Origin of the sequence: Anaeromassilibacillus sp. An172, assembly GCF_002160515.1 — a bacterium.
GTDB classification, from domain to species: Bacteria; Bacillota; Clostridia; order Oscillospirales; family Acutalibacteraceae; genus Limousia; species Limousia pullorum.
In genome coordinates, this window is record NZ_NFKS01000003.1 from 75,202 (window position 1) to 89,412 (window position 14,211).

At 42.0% G+C, this 14,211-nt stretch carries 17 protein-coding genes and 1 pseudogene; 16 read left to right on the top strand and 2 right to left on the bottom strand.

What is annotated here, in order from left to right:
* The first annotated feature begins 58 nt into the window (after positions 1–58).
* From B5F08_RS02475 to B5F08_RS02525, 11 genes are all read left to right on the top strand, one after another.
* Positions 59–658: an HD domain-containing protein gene (locus tag B5F08_RS02475; protein WP_087376243.1), complete on the top strand. Its 600-nt coding sequence runs from the start codon at positions 59–61 to the stop codon at positions 656–658.
* 14 nt (positions 659–672) lie between these two features.
* A complete protein-coding gene (locus B5F08_RS02480) occupies positions 673–1,266 on the top strand; it encodes an HAD family hydrolase (protein WP_087376244.1) in 594 nt (197 codons plus the stop codon).
* 151 nt (positions 1,267–1,417) lie between these two features.
* Positions 1,418–1,900: a ribosome maturation factor RimP gene (gene rimP, locus B5F08_RS02485; protein WP_087376245.1), complete on the top strand. Its 483-nt coding sequence runs from the start codon at positions 1,418–1,420 to the stop codon at positions 1,898–1,900.
* A 75-nt stretch (positions 1,901–1,975) separates the two neighbouring features.
* Entirely contained in the window at positions 1,976–3,271 is a 1,296-nt protein-coding gene (nusA, locus tag B5F08_RS02490) for a transcription termination factor NusA (RefSeq protein ID WP_087376246.1), read from the top strand.
* A gap of 47 nt (positions 3,272–3,318) precedes the next feature.
* Positions 3,319–3,624 carry an RNase P modulator RnpM gene (gene rnpM / locus B5F08_RS02495; RefSeq protein WP_275532164.1) on the top strand — a complete coding sequence of 102 codons (306 nt, stop codon included), beginning with the start codon at positions 3,319–3,321 and terminating at the stop codon, positions 3,622–3,624.
* Entirely contained in the window at positions 3,614–3,949 is a 336-nt protein-coding gene (locus B5F08_RS02500; RefSeq protein ID WP_087376247.1) for a L7Ae/L30e/S12e/Gadd45 family ribosomal protein, read from the top strand. The genes rnpM and B5F08_RS02500 overlap by 11 nt, the downstream gene beginning before the upstream one ends.
* Positions 3,936–6,386: a translation initiation factor IF-2 gene (infB, locus tag B5F08_RS02505; protein WP_087376248.1), complete on the top strand. Its 2,451-nt coding sequence runs from the start codon at positions 3,936–3,938 to the stop codon at positions 6,384–6,386. Before B5F08_RS02500 ends, infB begins: the two co-directional genes overlap by 14 nt.
* 63 nt (positions 6,387–6,449) lie before the next feature.
* Entirely contained in the window at positions 6,450–6,833 is a 384-nt protein-coding gene (gene rbfA, locus B5F08_RS02510) for a 30S ribosome-binding factor RbfA (RefSeq protein ID WP_087376249.1), read from the top strand.
* Positions 6,811–7,779 (top strand): DHH family phosphoesterase, encoded by a 969-nt coding sequence (locus tag B5F08_RS02515; protein ID WP_158096187.1) that lies wholly within the window; start codon positions 6,811–6,813, stop codon positions 7,777–7,779. The genes rbfA and B5F08_RS02515 overlap by 23 nt, the downstream gene beginning before the upstream one ends.
* Complete coding sequence (gene truB, locus B5F08_RS02520) at positions 7,763–8,683, top strand: tRNA pseudouridine(55) synthase TruB (protein ID WP_087376251.1); 921 nt, start codon at positions 7,763–7,765, stop codon at positions 8,681–8,683. Before B5F08_RS02515 ends, truB begins: the two co-directional genes overlap by 17 nt.
* Before the next feature lie 27 nt (positions 8,684–8,710).
* The gene (locus B5F08_RS02525) at positions 8,711–9,214 is read left to right on the top strand and encodes a macro domain-containing protein (RefSeq protein WP_087376252.1); all 504 of its coding nucleotides are present in this window, start codon (positions 8,711–8,713) and stop codon (positions 9,212–9,214) included.
* Positions 9,215–9,309: 95 nt separating this feature from the next.
* On the opposite strand, the gene gdhA is transcribed toward B5F08_RS02525, so the two are convergent.
* Positions 9,310–10,656 carry an NADP-specific glutamate dehydrogenase gene (gdhA, locus tag B5F08_RS02530; RefSeq protein ID WP_087376253.1) on the bottom strand — a complete coding sequence of 449 codons (1,347 nt, stop codon included), beginning with the start codon at positions 10,654–10,656 and terminating at the stop codon, positions 9,310–9,312.
* 338 nt (positions 10,657–10,994) lie between these two features.
* On the opposite strand from gdhA, the gene B5F08_RS02535 reads away from it, so the two are divergent.
* The 3 genes and pseudogenes from B5F08_RS02535 to B5F08_RS02545 all read left to right on the top strand — a co-directional run.
* Positions 10,995–11,198, top strand: coding sequence for a spore coat associated protein CotJA (locus tag B5F08_RS02535; protein ID WP_087376254.1), 204 nt, complete (start codon positions 10,995–10,997; stop codon positions 11,196–11,198).
* On the top strand, positions 11,191–11,445 hold the full coding sequence (locus B5F08_RS02540) for a spore coat protein CotJB (protein WP_087376255.1): 255 nt from the start codon (positions 11,191–11,193) through the stop codon (positions 11,443–11,445). The genes B5F08_RS02535 and B5F08_RS02540 overlap by 8 nt, the downstream gene beginning before the upstream one ends.
* Positions 11,445–11,549, top strand: a pseudogene (locus B5F08_RS02545) (manganese catalase family protein); the annotation flags it as partial. The gene B5F08_RS02540 and the pseudogene B5F08_RS02545, both read left to right, overlap by 1 nt.
* On the opposite strand, the gene B5F08_RS02550 reads toward B5F08_RS02545, so the two are convergent.
* Positions 11,525–12,922 (bottom strand): recombinase family protein, encoded by a 1,398-nt coding sequence (locus B5F08_RS02550; protein ID WP_087376257.1) that lies wholly within the window; start codon positions 12,920–12,922, stop codon positions 11,525–11,527. The pseudogene B5F08_RS02545 and the gene B5F08_RS02550 overlap by 25 nt on opposite strands.
* 55 nt (positions 12,923–12,977) lie before the next feature.
* On the opposite strand from B5F08_RS02550, the gene B5F08_RS13205 reads away from it, so the two are divergent.
* A complete protein-coding gene (locus B5F08_RS13205; RefSeq protein WP_158096188.1) occupies positions 12,978–13,154 on the top strand; it encodes a hypothetical protein in 177 nt (58 codons plus the stop codon).
* A 90-nt stretch (positions 13,155–13,244) separates the two neighbouring features.
* Positions 13,245–14,201 carry a hypothetical protein gene (locus B5F08_RS02555; RefSeq protein WP_087376258.1) on the top strand — a complete coding sequence of 319 codons (957 nt, stop codon included), beginning with the start codon at positions 13,245–13,247 and terminating at the stop codon, positions 14,199–14,201.
* Positions 14,202–14,211 lie beyond the last annotated feature (10 nt).

A 14,211-nucleotide genomic window follows, 5' to 3' on the forward strand; every position in this document is an offset into this window, starting at 1 on the left:
GTAAGTGTAGGGATGTGTTTTCCTATGCTTACAGGTGTTTTGCAGAAAGGGGATTTTTATGTATCCTTCAACAGAACAGGTTTATAAGGAATTGGAAGAAGCGGGAAAAAGAAATCCCGGACAGTGGATTGCCCATTCAATAAATGCCGGAAAAGCCGCAAGATTTATTGCGGAAAAGTGCCCTGAATTAAATCCGGAAAAAGCCTTTGCTTTGGGTGCGCTTCACGATATAGGAAGACGTGAGGGCGTATTCTATATGAGGCATATAATTGAGGGATACAATTATACAACGGAAAAAGGCTGGGACGAGGTGGCAAGGGTTTGTCTTACCCATTCTTTCCCTTTGCAGGACATTGCTACAGATATACAAAAGGCGGATATAACCGGAGAGCAGTATTCTTTTATAGGTGATTACATAAAGAATGCAGAGTATGACGATTATGACAGACTGATAATTCTCTGCGACTGTCTTGCAAATTCAAAGGGTTTTTGTATTCTGGAAAGACGTATGGTTGATGTGGCAAGAAGATACGGAATTTTTGAACACACCCTTGATAGATGGAACAAGTATTTCGAGCTTTTGGAGTACTTCGGAAATAAAGCCGGATGCAGTATCTACAGCCTGCTTCCGGATATAGAAAAAACAACTTTTGCATGATTTGAGGTGTTTGTATGATTAAAAATATAGTTTTTGATTTTGGAAACGTAATAGGAAAATTTGACCCTGATTACATATGCGGTTTTTACTGTGATAAGGAAAATCTTGAAACTTTCAAGGACATAATTTTTGACAAATGGGCTGATTTGGACGCCGGATATATTGAATACGACGATTTCAAAAATGAAAAAATAGATAGACTTCCCGAAAATTTGAAAGATGCGGGAGAAAACTTTTTCAAGGACTGGTATACTCACATGCCATTGCTTGAGGAAACAAAGGAGCTTGTAAGGTATTTTAAAGCCAAGGGCATGAGGCTTTTCCTGCTTTCCAATGCGCCTCAGTTTTTTGCAGACCACATCGACCACTTTAAAGAAGGTGTGGAAAGCCTTGAGGATATGGTATTTTCAGGCCCGTTGAAAATGGCAAAGCCTGATAAGGAGATTTATCTCTATGCAATGAAAAAGTTCAATACAAAGCCGGAGGAATGTCTGTTTCTTGACGACAAGGCGGAAAACGTCACCGCAGCAAGACTTATCGGTATGAACGCCCTTGTATATAAGGGGGAAGCACAGCCGGTAAAAGAATGGTACGCTGTGTTTGGCTGATAAAGTTTAAGAAACTACTCCTTTGAAATATTTCAAAAAAAGTATTGATTTTTGCATATCACTGTGTTATACTTAGCAGAGATGTAAAGGAAAAGGAGTGGGCAGCAAACCCGCTCCTTTGTATTTATTAAAATAAGGGAGTGATATTGAGGTGGCAGGAAAGAATAAAAAGAGTACTGTTGAAGTTGTTTACGAGCTTGCAAAGCCTATTGCCGATTCATTGGGCTTAAATATTTGGGATATAAGATTTCTCAAAGAGGGAGCAGGCTGGTACCTGAGAATTTTTATCGACAAGCCTGAGGGCGTAACAATCGAGGACTGCGAAAATATGTCAAGAGCTATAGACGAGCCTTTGGACAAAGCAGACCCTATTGACCAGAACTATTGCCTTGAGGTATGCTCACCGGGACTTGAAAGAGAGCTTATAAAAGAGGAACACTTCTTACAGTTCATCGGAGCAGATGTTCAGGTTAAAATGATAAGACCTATTGAAGGTATAGGCAAGGAATTCGGCGGAGTTCTCACAGGCTATGATAAAGGCGAAGTGGAGATAACAGACCACGACGGTGAAAACAAAGTTGTTATCAATAAAAAAGACGCCGCATGGATTAAGCTTGACGACCTTGATTTTTAAATTCAAACACCTTTATATCATCGGTAAAATACAAATAGATTAACATATAATTTTCAGAAAGGATAGATTGGAAAAATGGCAGCCAGATCAACAAAATCCAAAAAGGACAATAATAACTCCAACGACGAGCTTTTTGAAGCCCTTGCTCTTCTTGAAAAAGAAAGAGGAATCCCCGTTGATTATATGATAAGCCAGATCAGCAAGGCAATCCTCATTGCCTGCAAAAACACATATGGCAGCAACGAAAATGTAGATATAGTTATGAACCCGGAGCAGAAGATTTTCTCCGTAAAGCTTAAAAAGAGAGTTGTAGATGAGGTTGAAAACCCTGCAGAGGAAATCACTCTCCCGGAGGCACTTCAGTACGATAAAAGAGCTTATGTTGGCGGAGAAATCACAATAAAGCTTGACCCTAAGGAGTTCGGCAGAATTGCTGTTCAGACCTCAAGAAGCGTTATCAGACAGGGTATCAGAGACGGCGAGAAGGGCCAGATGCTTTTGGAATTCCAGAGCAAGAAGCAGGAGCTTGTAACTGCTGTTGTTGAAAAGATTGACAACAAGACAGGCGCCGCAACAGTAAGAATCGGCAAAGCCGAAGCTGTTCTTCCAAAGAGCGAGCAGGTTGGCCAGGATAACCTCAAAGAGGGCGACTTGGTTAAGATTTATGTTCTTGACGTTAAGGAAACAGAAAAAGGTCCTAAGGCATATATCTCAAGAACACATCCTGACTTTGTAAAGCGTCTCTTTGAGCAGGAAGTTCCTGAAATCTTCGACGGCATTGTTGAGATTAAGTCAGTTTCAAGAGAAGCAGGCTCAAGAACAAAGCTTGCAGTATGCAGCAAGGATAAGGAAATCGACGCAGTTGGCGCATGTATCGGTGCTAAGGGCTCAAGAGTTGCAACCATTGTTGAAGAGCTTGGCGGAGAGAAAATCGACATTGTTGAGTACAGCGACGATATTGAAAAGTTTGTTGCAGCAGCTTTGTCACCGGCAACAGCTATTTCAGTTGTAGTTACAGACCCTGTTGAGCACACATGTAAGGTAACTGTTCCTGACGGTCAGCTTTCACTTGCTATCGGCAATAAGGGACAGAACGCAAGACTTGCCGCAAAGCTTACAGGCTGGAAAATTGATATCAGACCTGAGAGCGGTTTCTACGGCGAAGAGGAAGAGCCTGTTGTAACTGCTAAGGCAGAAGAAACAGCAGAGCCTGCTAAGGAAGAGCCGGTTGCAGAAACACCTGTACAGCAGGAAACAGTGGAAGCACCTGCAAAACCAAAAAGACAGATAAACAACGACATTGATATAGACGCCCTTGTTGACAACATCGTTGCAGATTTTGATTTTGGTGACGACGAGGAAGAGGAATAATTTTTAGTTTAAAGATTGACAATGCATTGTGAAAAGGAGGGTATAGAGTGCGAGTAAAAAAAGTGCCTATGAGAAAGTGCAACGGCTGCGGCGAGATGAAACCGAAAAAGGAGCTTGTCAGAGTCGTAAAAGCTCCGGACATCAAGGACGAGGAAGGCAATGTTATTTCTCCCGGTGAGATAAGCCTTGACCTTGTAGGCAAAAAGCCGGGAAGAGGAGCTTATGTGTGCAACAATATTGAATGCCTGAGGGCGGCAAGAAAAGCCAGAAGAATTGAAAGGGCTTTCAGCTGTCAGATACCTTCCCAGGTGTACGACGCAATGGAAGAGGAGATGAACCGACATGAACGATAAACTGCTTTCTATGCTGGGACTTTGCAGAAGAGCCGGCAAATTGATTGTAGGAAACGATATTGCCGAGGACTCAGTTATAAACGGCAAAGCAGTGCTTGTTATTGCCGCCGGCGACGCTTCACAGAACACCGTTAAAAAGCTGTTTTCTACGGCTCACATGTGCAATGTTAAAACACTTGTATTGAATAGAACAAAGGATGAGCTGGGTGTGGCAGTCGGAAAATACTGCGCAGTGGCAGCCATAGTGGATGCGGGGTTTGCAAAGAAAGTTGCAGAGCTTGCAAAGATAGAGTCAGAACAGGAGGATGCAAATGATAAAGTATAAGATACATCAGGTAGCAAAAGATTTGAATGTTCCAAGTAAGGATGTAATAGATGCGGTAGCAGAGTATTGTAAGGTGACAAAAAAGTCCATGACCGCATTGGAGGAAAGCGAGCTTAACGCTGTTTTCGAGCATTTTACACAGAAAAATCAGGTAGCAAATTTTGATGAGTATTTTGCATCAAACAAGGCTGAAGAGACTCAGTCTGAAGATAAAAAGGAAGCTCCTCAGAAAGAGGAAAATTCCCAGAAAAAGGACAACGACAGACAGCAGAAAAACCGCAGACGTCAGGAGTCCGATAAAAACAACGACAATAGAAACAATAAAAAGCAGAATAACAGAAACGATTTCAAAAAGCCTTTTGACCAGAACAAAAAGAACCAGCAGCAGACAAACAACCAGCCTGCACAGAAGAGCGAAGCTCAGCCGGAGCCTGTTGTTCAGACAGAGGGCGCAATAAAGAGCAAAAGAGGAAGCGGAAGAGTTATCGACACAAGAGCCGCAGTTGTTGACGTTGAGAGATACAACGAAAAGTACGACAGACTTGCTTCCGAGAAGATTAAGACAGACAACACTGTTTCAAAGCAGAAGATAACACAGCGCTCTCAGCAGAGAGGCAAGAAGAACAGCAGAAAGGAAACAGAGGCAGAGCGTCTTAAGAGAATTGCAAACGAGAGAAAGTCAAAGCCTATCACTGTACTTATTCCTGATGAGATTGTTGTTTCTGAGCTTGCTTCAAGACTTAAGGCTACAGTTGCCGAGGTTGTTAAAAAGGCTTTCCTTATGGGAACAATGGTTACAGCCAATGATACAATAGACTTTGATACAGCAAGCCTTATTGCTATGGAATTCCATGCAAAGGTTGAAAAAGAAGTTATTGTTACAATAGAAGAAAGAATTATCGACGACAGCGAGGACGACGACGAGAACCTGGTTGAGAGAGCTCCGGTTGTTGTTGTTATGGGTCACGTTGACCACGGTAAAACATCACTTTTGGACGCTATCAGACATGCAAATGTTACAGCTTCCGAGGCCGGCGGTATTACACAGCATATCGGTGCTTACAGAGTTAAGGTTCAGGGCAGAGATATCACATTCCTTGATACACCGGGACACGAGGCTTTCACAACCATGAGAGCAAGAGGTGCACAGGTTACAGATATAGCTATCCTTGTGGTTGCCGCTGACGACGGTATCATGCCTCAGACAGTTGAAGCTATCAACCACGCAAAGGCAGCAGGCGTTTCCGTTATTGTTGCAATCAACAAGATGGATAAGCCGGGCGCAAACCCGGAACAGGTTAAGCAGCAGCTTACAGAATATGAGCTTGTTCCTGAAGAGTGGGGCGGCGATACACCTTGTATTCCTATCTCTGCAAAGACAAAGCAGGGACTTGACGAGCTTTTGGAAATGGTATTGCTTGTTGCAGATATGAAGGAGCTTAAAGCAAATCCTGACCGTGCCGCAAAGGGTACAGTAATCGAAGCACGTCTTGACAAGGGCAGAGGTACAATCGCAACAGTTCTTGTTCAGAATGGTACACTTAGAGTTGGAGATACTATAGTTGCAGGCACATCCGTAGGACGTGTAAGAGCTATGACCAACGATAAGGGCGAAAAGGTAAAGGAAGCAGGCCCATCTATTCCTGTTGAGATTACAGGTCTTGACGACGTTCCATCCGGCGGCGATATCTTCAACGCTGTTTCCGACGAGCGTCTTGCAAGAGAGCTTGTAGAGCAGAGAAAGACTGCCCGTAAGGAAGAGATGTTCAATTCTCAGACAAAGGTTACACTTGATAACCTCTTTGACCAGATGAAGCTTGGCGAGGTTAAGGAGCTTAAAATCATCGTTAAGGCTGACGTTCAGGGTTCTGTAGAGGCTGTTAAGCAGTCACTTATGAAGCTTTCAAACGACGAGGTTAGAGTAAACGTAATCCACGGCGGCGTTGGCGCTATCAACGAGTCCGACGTTATGCTTGCAAACGCTTCAAACGCTATTATTGTAGGCTTTAATGTTCGTCCTGACCCTGTTGCAAACGAAAATGCCGAGCGTGACGGTGTTGACATGCGTCTGTACAGAGTTATTTACGATTGCATCGAAGAGATTGAAGCCGCTATGAAGGGTATGCTCGCTCCTAAGACCAGAGAGGTTATTTTGGGTACAGCAGAATGCCGTAACGTAATCAAGGTTAAGAATGTTGGATTTATCGCAGGCAGCTATGTTAAGAGCGGTAAGGTTCAGAGAAACGCCGAGGTTAGAGTTGTTCGTGACGGTATTATCATTGCCGACGACAAGATTGCTTCACTCCAGAGATTCAAGGACGCTGTTAAGGAAGTTTCCGAGGGCTACGAATGTGGTATCGGACTTGAAAGATTTAACGACCTTAAAGAGGGAGATATCTTCGAGGTTTACACAATAGAAGAATACAGAGAAGACTGATAAATATAAGGAAAAGACGCCCGCTTTTTTAACGGGCGTCTTAGTAATACAGCGAGGTTTAAAATGGCAAATCATAAACTTGGAAGAACTACAGAGGATATTAAAAGAGAACTTACGGATATACTGCGCCATGTAAAAGACCCGAGAGTCAGCGATGCCTTTATCTCAATTATCCGTGTAGAGGTTACAAACGACCTTTCATACTGCAATGTTTATATAAGCGCAATGGAAGGACTTGAAAGGGCAAAGCTGGCTTTAAAGGGACTTAAATCCGCTTCAGGATTTATAAGACGTGAGCTTGGAAACAGACTTAAGCTCAGACATGTGCCGGAGCTTATTTTCCACGCAACAGATTCAATAGAGTACAGCGCAAATATTTCAAGAATACTCAACAGCCTTGACATAAAAGGGGATGAGGAAGAAGATGAGCAAGACAATAACCCTTGATGAAGCCGCAAAGCTGCTGCTTTCATGGAATAATATTGAAATTTTAACACATCAAAGCCCAGACGGAGATACTCTCGGAAGCGGTTACGCCCTTGCCTGCGCCTTGAAAGCAAAAGGCAAAAACGTAAGGGTGATTACCTGTGAAGAAATCGTGGGAAACTTCGCCTTTTTAAAGGACGGTTTGGAAACAGATGAAGATTTTGTCTGTGAGAAAGTGGTAAGCGTTGACGTGGCAACACCGTCGCTTTTAGGTGTAAACAGAGAAAAATATGAAAATATAATAGACTTGTGCCTTGACCACCATGTCACAAACGATATGGAAGCCACATACAAGTATGTGGACAGCGAAAGTGCGGCGGCAGGAGAAATAGTTTTAAAGCTTATAGACGCTTTGGGTGTTGAGATAGACAAGCATATTGCAAACTGTCTTTACACTGCAATAACCACAGATACCGGCTGTTTTAAATATTCAAACACAACCGGAGATACTCTCCGCGCGGCGGCAAGACTGCTGGATTTAGGCTGCGACAGCCAGATGATTAACTATACATTTTTTGAGCTTACCACAAGAAAAAGGGTTGAGCTGGAAAAATATATCTATGACACCATGGAGTTCTGCTGTGGCGGAAAGTGTGCTGTTATTTATATCACCTGTGATATTGTAAATAAATTTCAGCTTACAGATGACGATATGGGCGGCATTGAGAGTATTCCCAGAAGAATTGAGGGAGTCCGCCTTGGCTTGACCATAAAGGAAAAGTCTGAAAATCTCTGCAAAATTTCCGCAAGAACCAACGGTGACGTAAGCGCAAACGAATTTTGCAAAAACTTCGGCGGCGGCGGTCATGCTGCTGCGGCAGGATGCGCCATAAATGAAAATATCCAAAAGGTCAGAGAGATGATTATTTCAAAGGCAGAAGAGGTGCTCAATGAAGGAAACTGCTGAGTTAAACGGTGTTATAGTGGTAAATAAACCCATGGACTACACATCCTTTGATGTAATCGCTGTAATGCGTGGACTTTTGGGACAGAGAAAAATAGGTCACTGCGGCACCTTAGACCCAAACGCCACAGGAGTGCTTCCACTGCTTTTGGGAAATGCAACAAAGGCTCAGGATATTGTGCCAAACCACGACAAGGAGTATGTGGCAGGATTTAAACTGGGGATGACCTCGGATACACTGGATATCTGGGGGAAAATCCTTACAGAGAATAAATCTCAGGTGTCCAAAGCTGAGGCTGAGGAAGCCTTGAAAAAATTTGTGGGAGAAATTGAACAGATTCCCCCCATGTATTCTGCGGTTCAGATTGACGGAAAAAGGCTCTATGATTTGGCAAGAGAGGGCAAAGAAGTTGAAAGACAAAGCCGAAAGGTTACGGTCTATAACGCCGAGCTTTTGAGCTTTGACCCTGAGAACCAAAGCGGAACCATAAGAGTTAAATGTTCAAAAGGCACTTATATACGCACAATAATCGACGACTTGGGAAAAGAGCTTGACTGTGGTGCAGTTATGAACTCATTGCAGAGGGTTTCCGCCTGCGGCTACAATATTGAGGACGCAGTGGATTTTCTCAAGGCGAGGGAAGAGGAAAACAGGGAAAAGCTTTTGACCCATGTAATGCCTGTTGAAAGTCTTTTCACGGTCTATGGATACGTTGCTGTTTCAGAGCCTCAGGCAAAGAGATTTTCAAACGGCGGCGAGCTGGATATAAACAGAACCTTTTTAGGGAAAAAAGGCTGTGAAGACGGCGAAATTTATCGTATCAAGACGAAGGACGGGGTTTTCTTAGGACTTGGAAAAGTGAATAAAGAAAAGAATGTTATTAAATTCTATAAAAAGTTTAGCTGACGAACTTTTACTTAGGAGGAATTTGGTATGAGTCTTAGAATAATTCAGGGAGATATTACAAAGCTCAACGTAGACGCCATTGTAAACGCCGCAAAATCAAGCCTTATGGGCGGAGGCGGAGTAGACGGCTGTATCCACCGTGCCGCCGGAAAGGGACTTTTGGAGGAATGTTCAAAGCTTGGCGGCTGTCCTACCGGAGAGTCAAAAACCACAGGAGCATATAACCTGCCATGCAAGTATGTAATACATACGGTTGGCCCTGTCTGGAACGGCGGAGATTGGGGAGAGCAAAGGCTTTTGGAGTCCTGCTATAACTGCTCTTTGATTGAAGCCTTGAGACACTCATGCAAAACAGTTGCTTTTCCGCTGATTTCGGCAGGAGCTTACGGCTATCCGAAAGAAGAGGCTTTAAAAGTTGCCGTGGACTCAATCGTGACTTTCCAAAGCTATGACAAGCTTCAGGTTTTGCTGGTTCTTTTCGATATTGATACATATAAATTAGCCGTGGACATGTTCCCACAGTATATTTAATTTTTATATTAAATCAAAACACCCCCGCAGGTTTCCTGCGGGGGTGTTCTATATGGATAAAGAGTAAACAATGTAAACTATTATATACTATGAGATTAGATAAGACCCTCTGCCATCATAGCGTCTGCAACCTTCTTGAAGCCTGCAATGTTTGCACCTGCAACAAGGTCATAACCGAGGCCATATTCCTCAGCTGCTTCTGCTGACATGTCGTGGATGTTCTTCATAATCTGCTTGAGTTTAGCGTCAACCTCTTCAGCAGTCCATGAATATCTCATTGAGTTCTGGCACATCTCGAGAGCAGATGTAGCAACGCCGCCTGCGTTTGCAGCCTTTGAAGGAGCAACAGCAAGGAGGTTAGCCTTGAGATACTCAAGAGCCTCGTTAGATGTAGGCATGTTGGAAACTTCGATGTAGTACTTAGTGCCGTTCTCAACAATCTTCTTAGCCTCTTCCATACCAACTTCGTTCTGAGTTGCGCATGGGAGAACGATATCGCCCTTAACGCCCCATGGCTTCTCGCCCTTATGGTACTCAACGCCGAACTTGTCAGCATACATCTTTGCGCTTCCGTGACCGCATGCACGCATGTAGAGGAGGTAGTTGATCTTCTCTTCTGTTACAACACCGTCCGGATCGTAAGCATAACCGTCAGAACCGGAAATTGTGATAACCTTTGCGCCGAGCTCAGCAAGCTTCAAAGCAGCCCCCCATGTTACGTTGCCGTAACCGGAAGCAACAACTGTCTTGCCCTTAATATCGTCGCCGAAGTGCTTCAATACTTCGAGGAGATAGTAGATTGCACCGAAACCGGTAGCTTCTGGACGGATGAGGGAACCGCCGTAGCTGAGACCCTTACCTGTGAGAACACCGTTCTCAAATGCGCTTCTGATTCTCTTGTACTGACCGTACATATAGCCAATCTCACGGCCGCCAACGCCGATATCACCGGCAGGAACGTCTGTGTCAGGTCCGATGTACTTATAAAGTTCTGTCATGAAAGACTGGCAGAAACGCATGATTTCAGCGTCTGACTTGCCCTTAGGGTCGAAGTCGGAACCGCCCTTACCACCGCCGATTGGAAGACCTGTAAGGCTGTTCTTGAAAGTCTGCTCAAAACCGAGGAACTTAATAATACCCTGATATACGCTTGGGTGGAAACGGAGACCGCCCTTGTAAGGTCCGATAGCACCATTAAACTGGCATCTGAAACCTCTGTTAACCTGTACATTGCCGTTATCGTCCATCCATGATACACGGAAAGAGAAAAGTCTGTCAGGCTCTACCATTCTCTCAAGAAGACCTGCTTTTTCATACTCTGGGTGCTTGTCGAAAACAACCTCAAGTGACTTAAATACTTCTTCTACGCTCTGAATAAATTCCGGCTCGCCTGCATTGCGCTTCTTCACGGTGTCCAGAACTCTCTGCATATAATCATTCATTGGAATTGACCTCCCTGTTAATTTTTATGGCCGTGATTTTGTTCACGTACATAATTTTACTATCAGTCCGGCTCTTTGTCAATAGAAAACTGTCTATTATTTCAAGGAATTTCAAAAAAAATTCATTTTCTGGAAAAAAAGCAGATAAAAAAATGCTTTTATAGGGTTTTATGCAATTTAAAAAACTAAACTTGCATGATTTTATCCTGTTAATGCTTTTATGCAACAAAGTATGACTATAATTTGAATTTTTGGATTATATATATGCACATATTATTATGTTAAACATATGATATAGAGGAAGTCGATTAACCATTAAGAAAAATAAGGAGGATATTATGGACAACATGGAAAAAATCATGGGGGAATACGGCATTAAACCATTTCCGGAAATAACCTCAGAGGCGATGGCTTATGTTTCCTACCAGCCAAACGGCGCAGATACCCTTGACCCATTACAGGGTTTTGAAGTGGGAACTATGTTTAAATCCCTTAACAAACCCTTTTACGGCAAAAAATGCAGAGGTGATATGAATGACTGAACGACAAATCCTTATGAAAAAGCTGTCTACCTACGCTTTCGCCGCTGACGACCTGCATTTGTTTTTGGATACTCACCCAAACGATAGAGAAACTGCGGCAAAACTTGTTCGATATAAAGAAAAGCTAAGACCCTTGGTTGAGGAATACGAGAGCAAATTCGGCCCACTTACTGCCGACGAGAAAAACGGCAACCGCTGGGGCTGGATTCAAAGTCCCTGGCCATGGGAAATAGAGGAGGGCAAATAATGTTTGTATATGAAAAGCGTCTTCAGTATCCGGTAAATATAAAAACCACAAACCCGAAGCTTGCAAAAATTATAATAACTCAGTATGGCGGGCCTTTTGGAAAAAGGTTATTGTAAATATCCTCCTTGAAAAATACAGCGAGTTTTTCTTCCGGGCGATAAAAAACAATTTTGTCAATTATGGCGGAAAGAATAGCTTCCTTTTGATTGGGTTTAAGTTTTTCGGAGTTAAAAATAATATTAAATAAATCTGCGGATGAGGGAACAATATTTTTCTTTTCAAAATTTTTTTTGGCAAAATTAGAATCAAAATTTTTAATCTCTAAAGATGCCTTTTTAAGCTCTTCAATGGGGTAAATGCCCTCTTCGTAAGCTTTTTTTACTCTTTCATATTTTAGCTGTAACTGTTTTTGCAGTTTTGCAATATTAACAGGTAAGTTTTCTGTTTCTTGTAAATTGATTTTTTCTGCACCGCTGAAAATTTCGGCAAAAATCATAGTTAAAGATTTTTTAAGACGGTTTATTGAAACACTGTGAGAAACTGTGCATTTGTGTTTTATGTAATTGATGCATTGAAGATTTTTACCATCACCGCAGATACAGAATTTTCCCCCGCAGGAGGAACAGCGCAGAAATTTCAGAAAACAGCAATCCGTCTGTTTTTTCGTGATTTTTCTCTTTTTTTGATTTTTGATGATTGATTGAGCTTGTTTGTAATCGTTTTCGCTTATTATTGGCTCATGAACTCCAAAACAGGTTACATTATCCCAAACAACATAACCTGCATAGACCGGATTTTTAAGAAGATAAAGTACAGAACGTGAAGTCCATGGATTTCCTTTTGAAGTTTTAACGCCTGTTTTATTTAGAATTTCGCTGATTTCCTCTGTGCTTTTTCCCGATAAAAACAGGCTGTAAATCAGTTTTACATATTCCTTTTCCGTGTCAAAGGGAACAAGACTGCCTTTTAAAAATCTATAGCCGAATGGCGCCCTGCTTTGAAATTTTCCTTTTTCTGCTCTTTTGGTCATTCCTCTTTTGACCTCTTCGCCTAAGTTTACAGAGTAAAATTCATCCATCGCCTCAATCATGGCTTCCATTAAAACGGACATTTTGTCATCGCCTATGTCCTCGCTGACTGAAATCACCCTGATACCGTATTTTTTTCTGAGCATTGATTTATAAAGTATGCTGTCCTCACGGTTTCTGGCAAATCTTGAAAATTTCCAAACAAGAATTGCTTTAAATGGTGTGGGTTTATTCTTTGCTTTTTCAATCATGGACTTGAAGCCTTCACGTTTATCAGTAGATTTTCCGCTTATGCCGTTATCGCAGAATATATTTTCTTTTTTTATGCTGTAGCCATGGCTTTCAGCATAGGATAAAATTCTGTCAAGCTGGCTTTCGGGGCTGAACTCTCTCTGTTCATCGGTGGAAACCCTTATGTATGCGGCGGCTTCCCTCTTGTTGTCTGTCATAAAATCACCGTAACAATTTTCTTTGATAATACATAGTATACCAAGGGGAGAAAATATGCATAAAATTATTAAATCTGATGTCTATTTAAAAAGCCATGAAAAAGCTTTTTTGTGGTTTGATGTGGATGAAAAAAGCGGTATAAATTTAAGTGTAACTGAAAAAGAAAACAGATTTATATGCACTGAAATTTATAAAAAGCTTCGTGACTTCTATAAAAAAATTATTTTATAAATTTTAGTTGCAGGGATTTATGCAATTTTCTTTAATTTTTTACTCCTTTATGGGGAGCAGTTCCCAATATTAAAGGAAAGGAATGAGAAAATGCTTCAGAGAGAAATAAACATTACTGTAAGAAAGGATTTTATAGAAGCTTCATCCGACTGGGCAGGAACATCGGGAGACCACAAAAGCACAGTTCTTGTATTTGACATACAGGAAGAAGGTCTTGTAAACAGCGAGTATACCTACAAATTGCAGTTAAACGATGAGTTTGCATTGCTGGAACTTGAGGGGGACAAGCTTAGATTTGAACTGCCTCAGGCTGTGCTTTTTGAAAAGGACTTTCTACAGGTACAGCTCACAATATCTCACGGAGAGGAACAGGTATATGTAAGCGATATACTGGATTTTCATATATCGCCGAATTTGTGCAGTGAGCCGGTAGAAATTAAATATGACGGGCTTTTAAATGACAGTGTGGAAAACTTTAATTCCGCTGTAAAGGAATTTGAAAAGCTGTGTGATAATTTCCCTTATGTGGACAAGACCACATTGACCTGGTGGGTTTTCGACGGAAAAACAGACAAGTATGTGGACACAAAAATAAGCGCCGTTTGGGGAGAGGGCGACATGCCGGCAGGTTTTATAAAACCTGAAAATCTCTCATTTTTTGAACATGTATTGACATATACTCAGGTGCTTCCGCTTTGCAGCAAATTTTTGGGCGGAATAAACGATTACGGCAATATTGATGAAGCCATATTTGGATACTACACGTATCTTCTTGATAACTATCATGTTGGAGAGGATATAATTCACACTCAGTATTGTCATGAAGCTGTGTATGTAAATTCCGGAGGTGTTACAAGAAAGAGTCTTGATACCGGAGATTCGGATATAAATACTTCCTCAGCTTATACAAAGCTTTATATTGTTGTATCCTTTGAAAATGACTCAAAGGCTGCTGCATGGTATGAAAACAACGGTAAAGTGGACAAGTATATTTTTACGGATGAAGGCTTTAAGAAAGCTATTATCAACTGTGTCAATGAGAAATAAGGGGGTGAAA

Bases quoted from the DNA above. Each gene is read 5' to 3' on its own strand.
- B5F08_RS02480 (WP_087376244.1), top strand. From the start codon at position 673: ATGATTAAAAATATAGTTTTTGATTTTGGAAACGTAATAGGAAAATTT.
- rbfA (WP_087376249.1), top strand. From the start codon at position 6,450: ATGGCAAATCATAAACTTGGAAGAACTACAGAGGATATTAAAAGAGAA.
- B5F08_RS02515 (WP_158096187.1), top strand. From the start codon at position 6,811: ATGAGCAAGACAATAACCCTTGATGAAGCCGCAAAGCTGCTGCTTTCA.
- nusA (WP_087376246.1), top strand. From the start codon at position 1,976: ATGGCAGCCAGATCAACAAAATCCAAAAAGGACAATAATAACTCCAAC.
- B5F08_RS02540 (WP_087376255.1), top strand. From the start codon at position 11,191: ATGACTGAACGACAAATCCTTATGAAAAAGCTGTCTACCTACGCTTTC.
- B5F08_RS02555 (WP_087376258.1), top strand. From the start codon at position 13,245: ATGCTTCAGAGAGAAATAAACATTACTGTAAGAAAGGATTTTATAGAA.
- truB (WP_087376251.1), top strand. From the start codon at position 7,763: ATGAAGGAAACTGCTGAGTTAAACGGTGTTATAGTGGTAAATAAACCC.
- B5F08_RS02535 (WP_087376254.1), top strand. From the start codon at position 10,995: ATGGACAACATGGAAAAAATCATGGGGGAATACGGCATTAAACCATTT.
- B5F08_RS02525 (WP_087376252.1), top strand. From the start codon at position 8,711: ATGAGTCTTAGAATAATTCAGGGAGATATTACAAAGCTCAACGTAGAC.
- B5F08_RS02550 (WP_087376257.1), bottom strand. From the start codon at position 12,922: ATGACAGACAACAAGAGGGAAGCCGCCGCATACATAAGGGTTTCCACC.
- gdhA (WP_087376253.1), bottom strand. From the start codon at position 10,656: ATGAATGATTATATGCAGAGAGTTCTGGACACCGTGAAGAAGCGCAAT.
- B5F08_RS13205 (WP_158096188.1), top strand. From the start codon at position 12,978: ATGCATAAAATTATTAAATCTGATGTCTATTTAAAAAGCCATGAAAAA.
- infB (WP_087376248.1), top strand. From the start codon at position 3,936: ATGATAAAGTATAAGATACATCAGGTAGCAAAAGATTTGAATGTTCCA.
- B5F08_RS02475 (WP_087376243.1), top strand. From the start codon at position 59: ATGTATCCTTCAACAGAACAGGTTTATAAGGAATTGGAAGAAGCGGGA.
- B5F08_RS02500 (WP_087376247.1), top strand. From the start codon at position 3,614: ATGAACGATAAACTGCTTTCTATGCTGGGACTTTGCAGAAGAGCCGGC.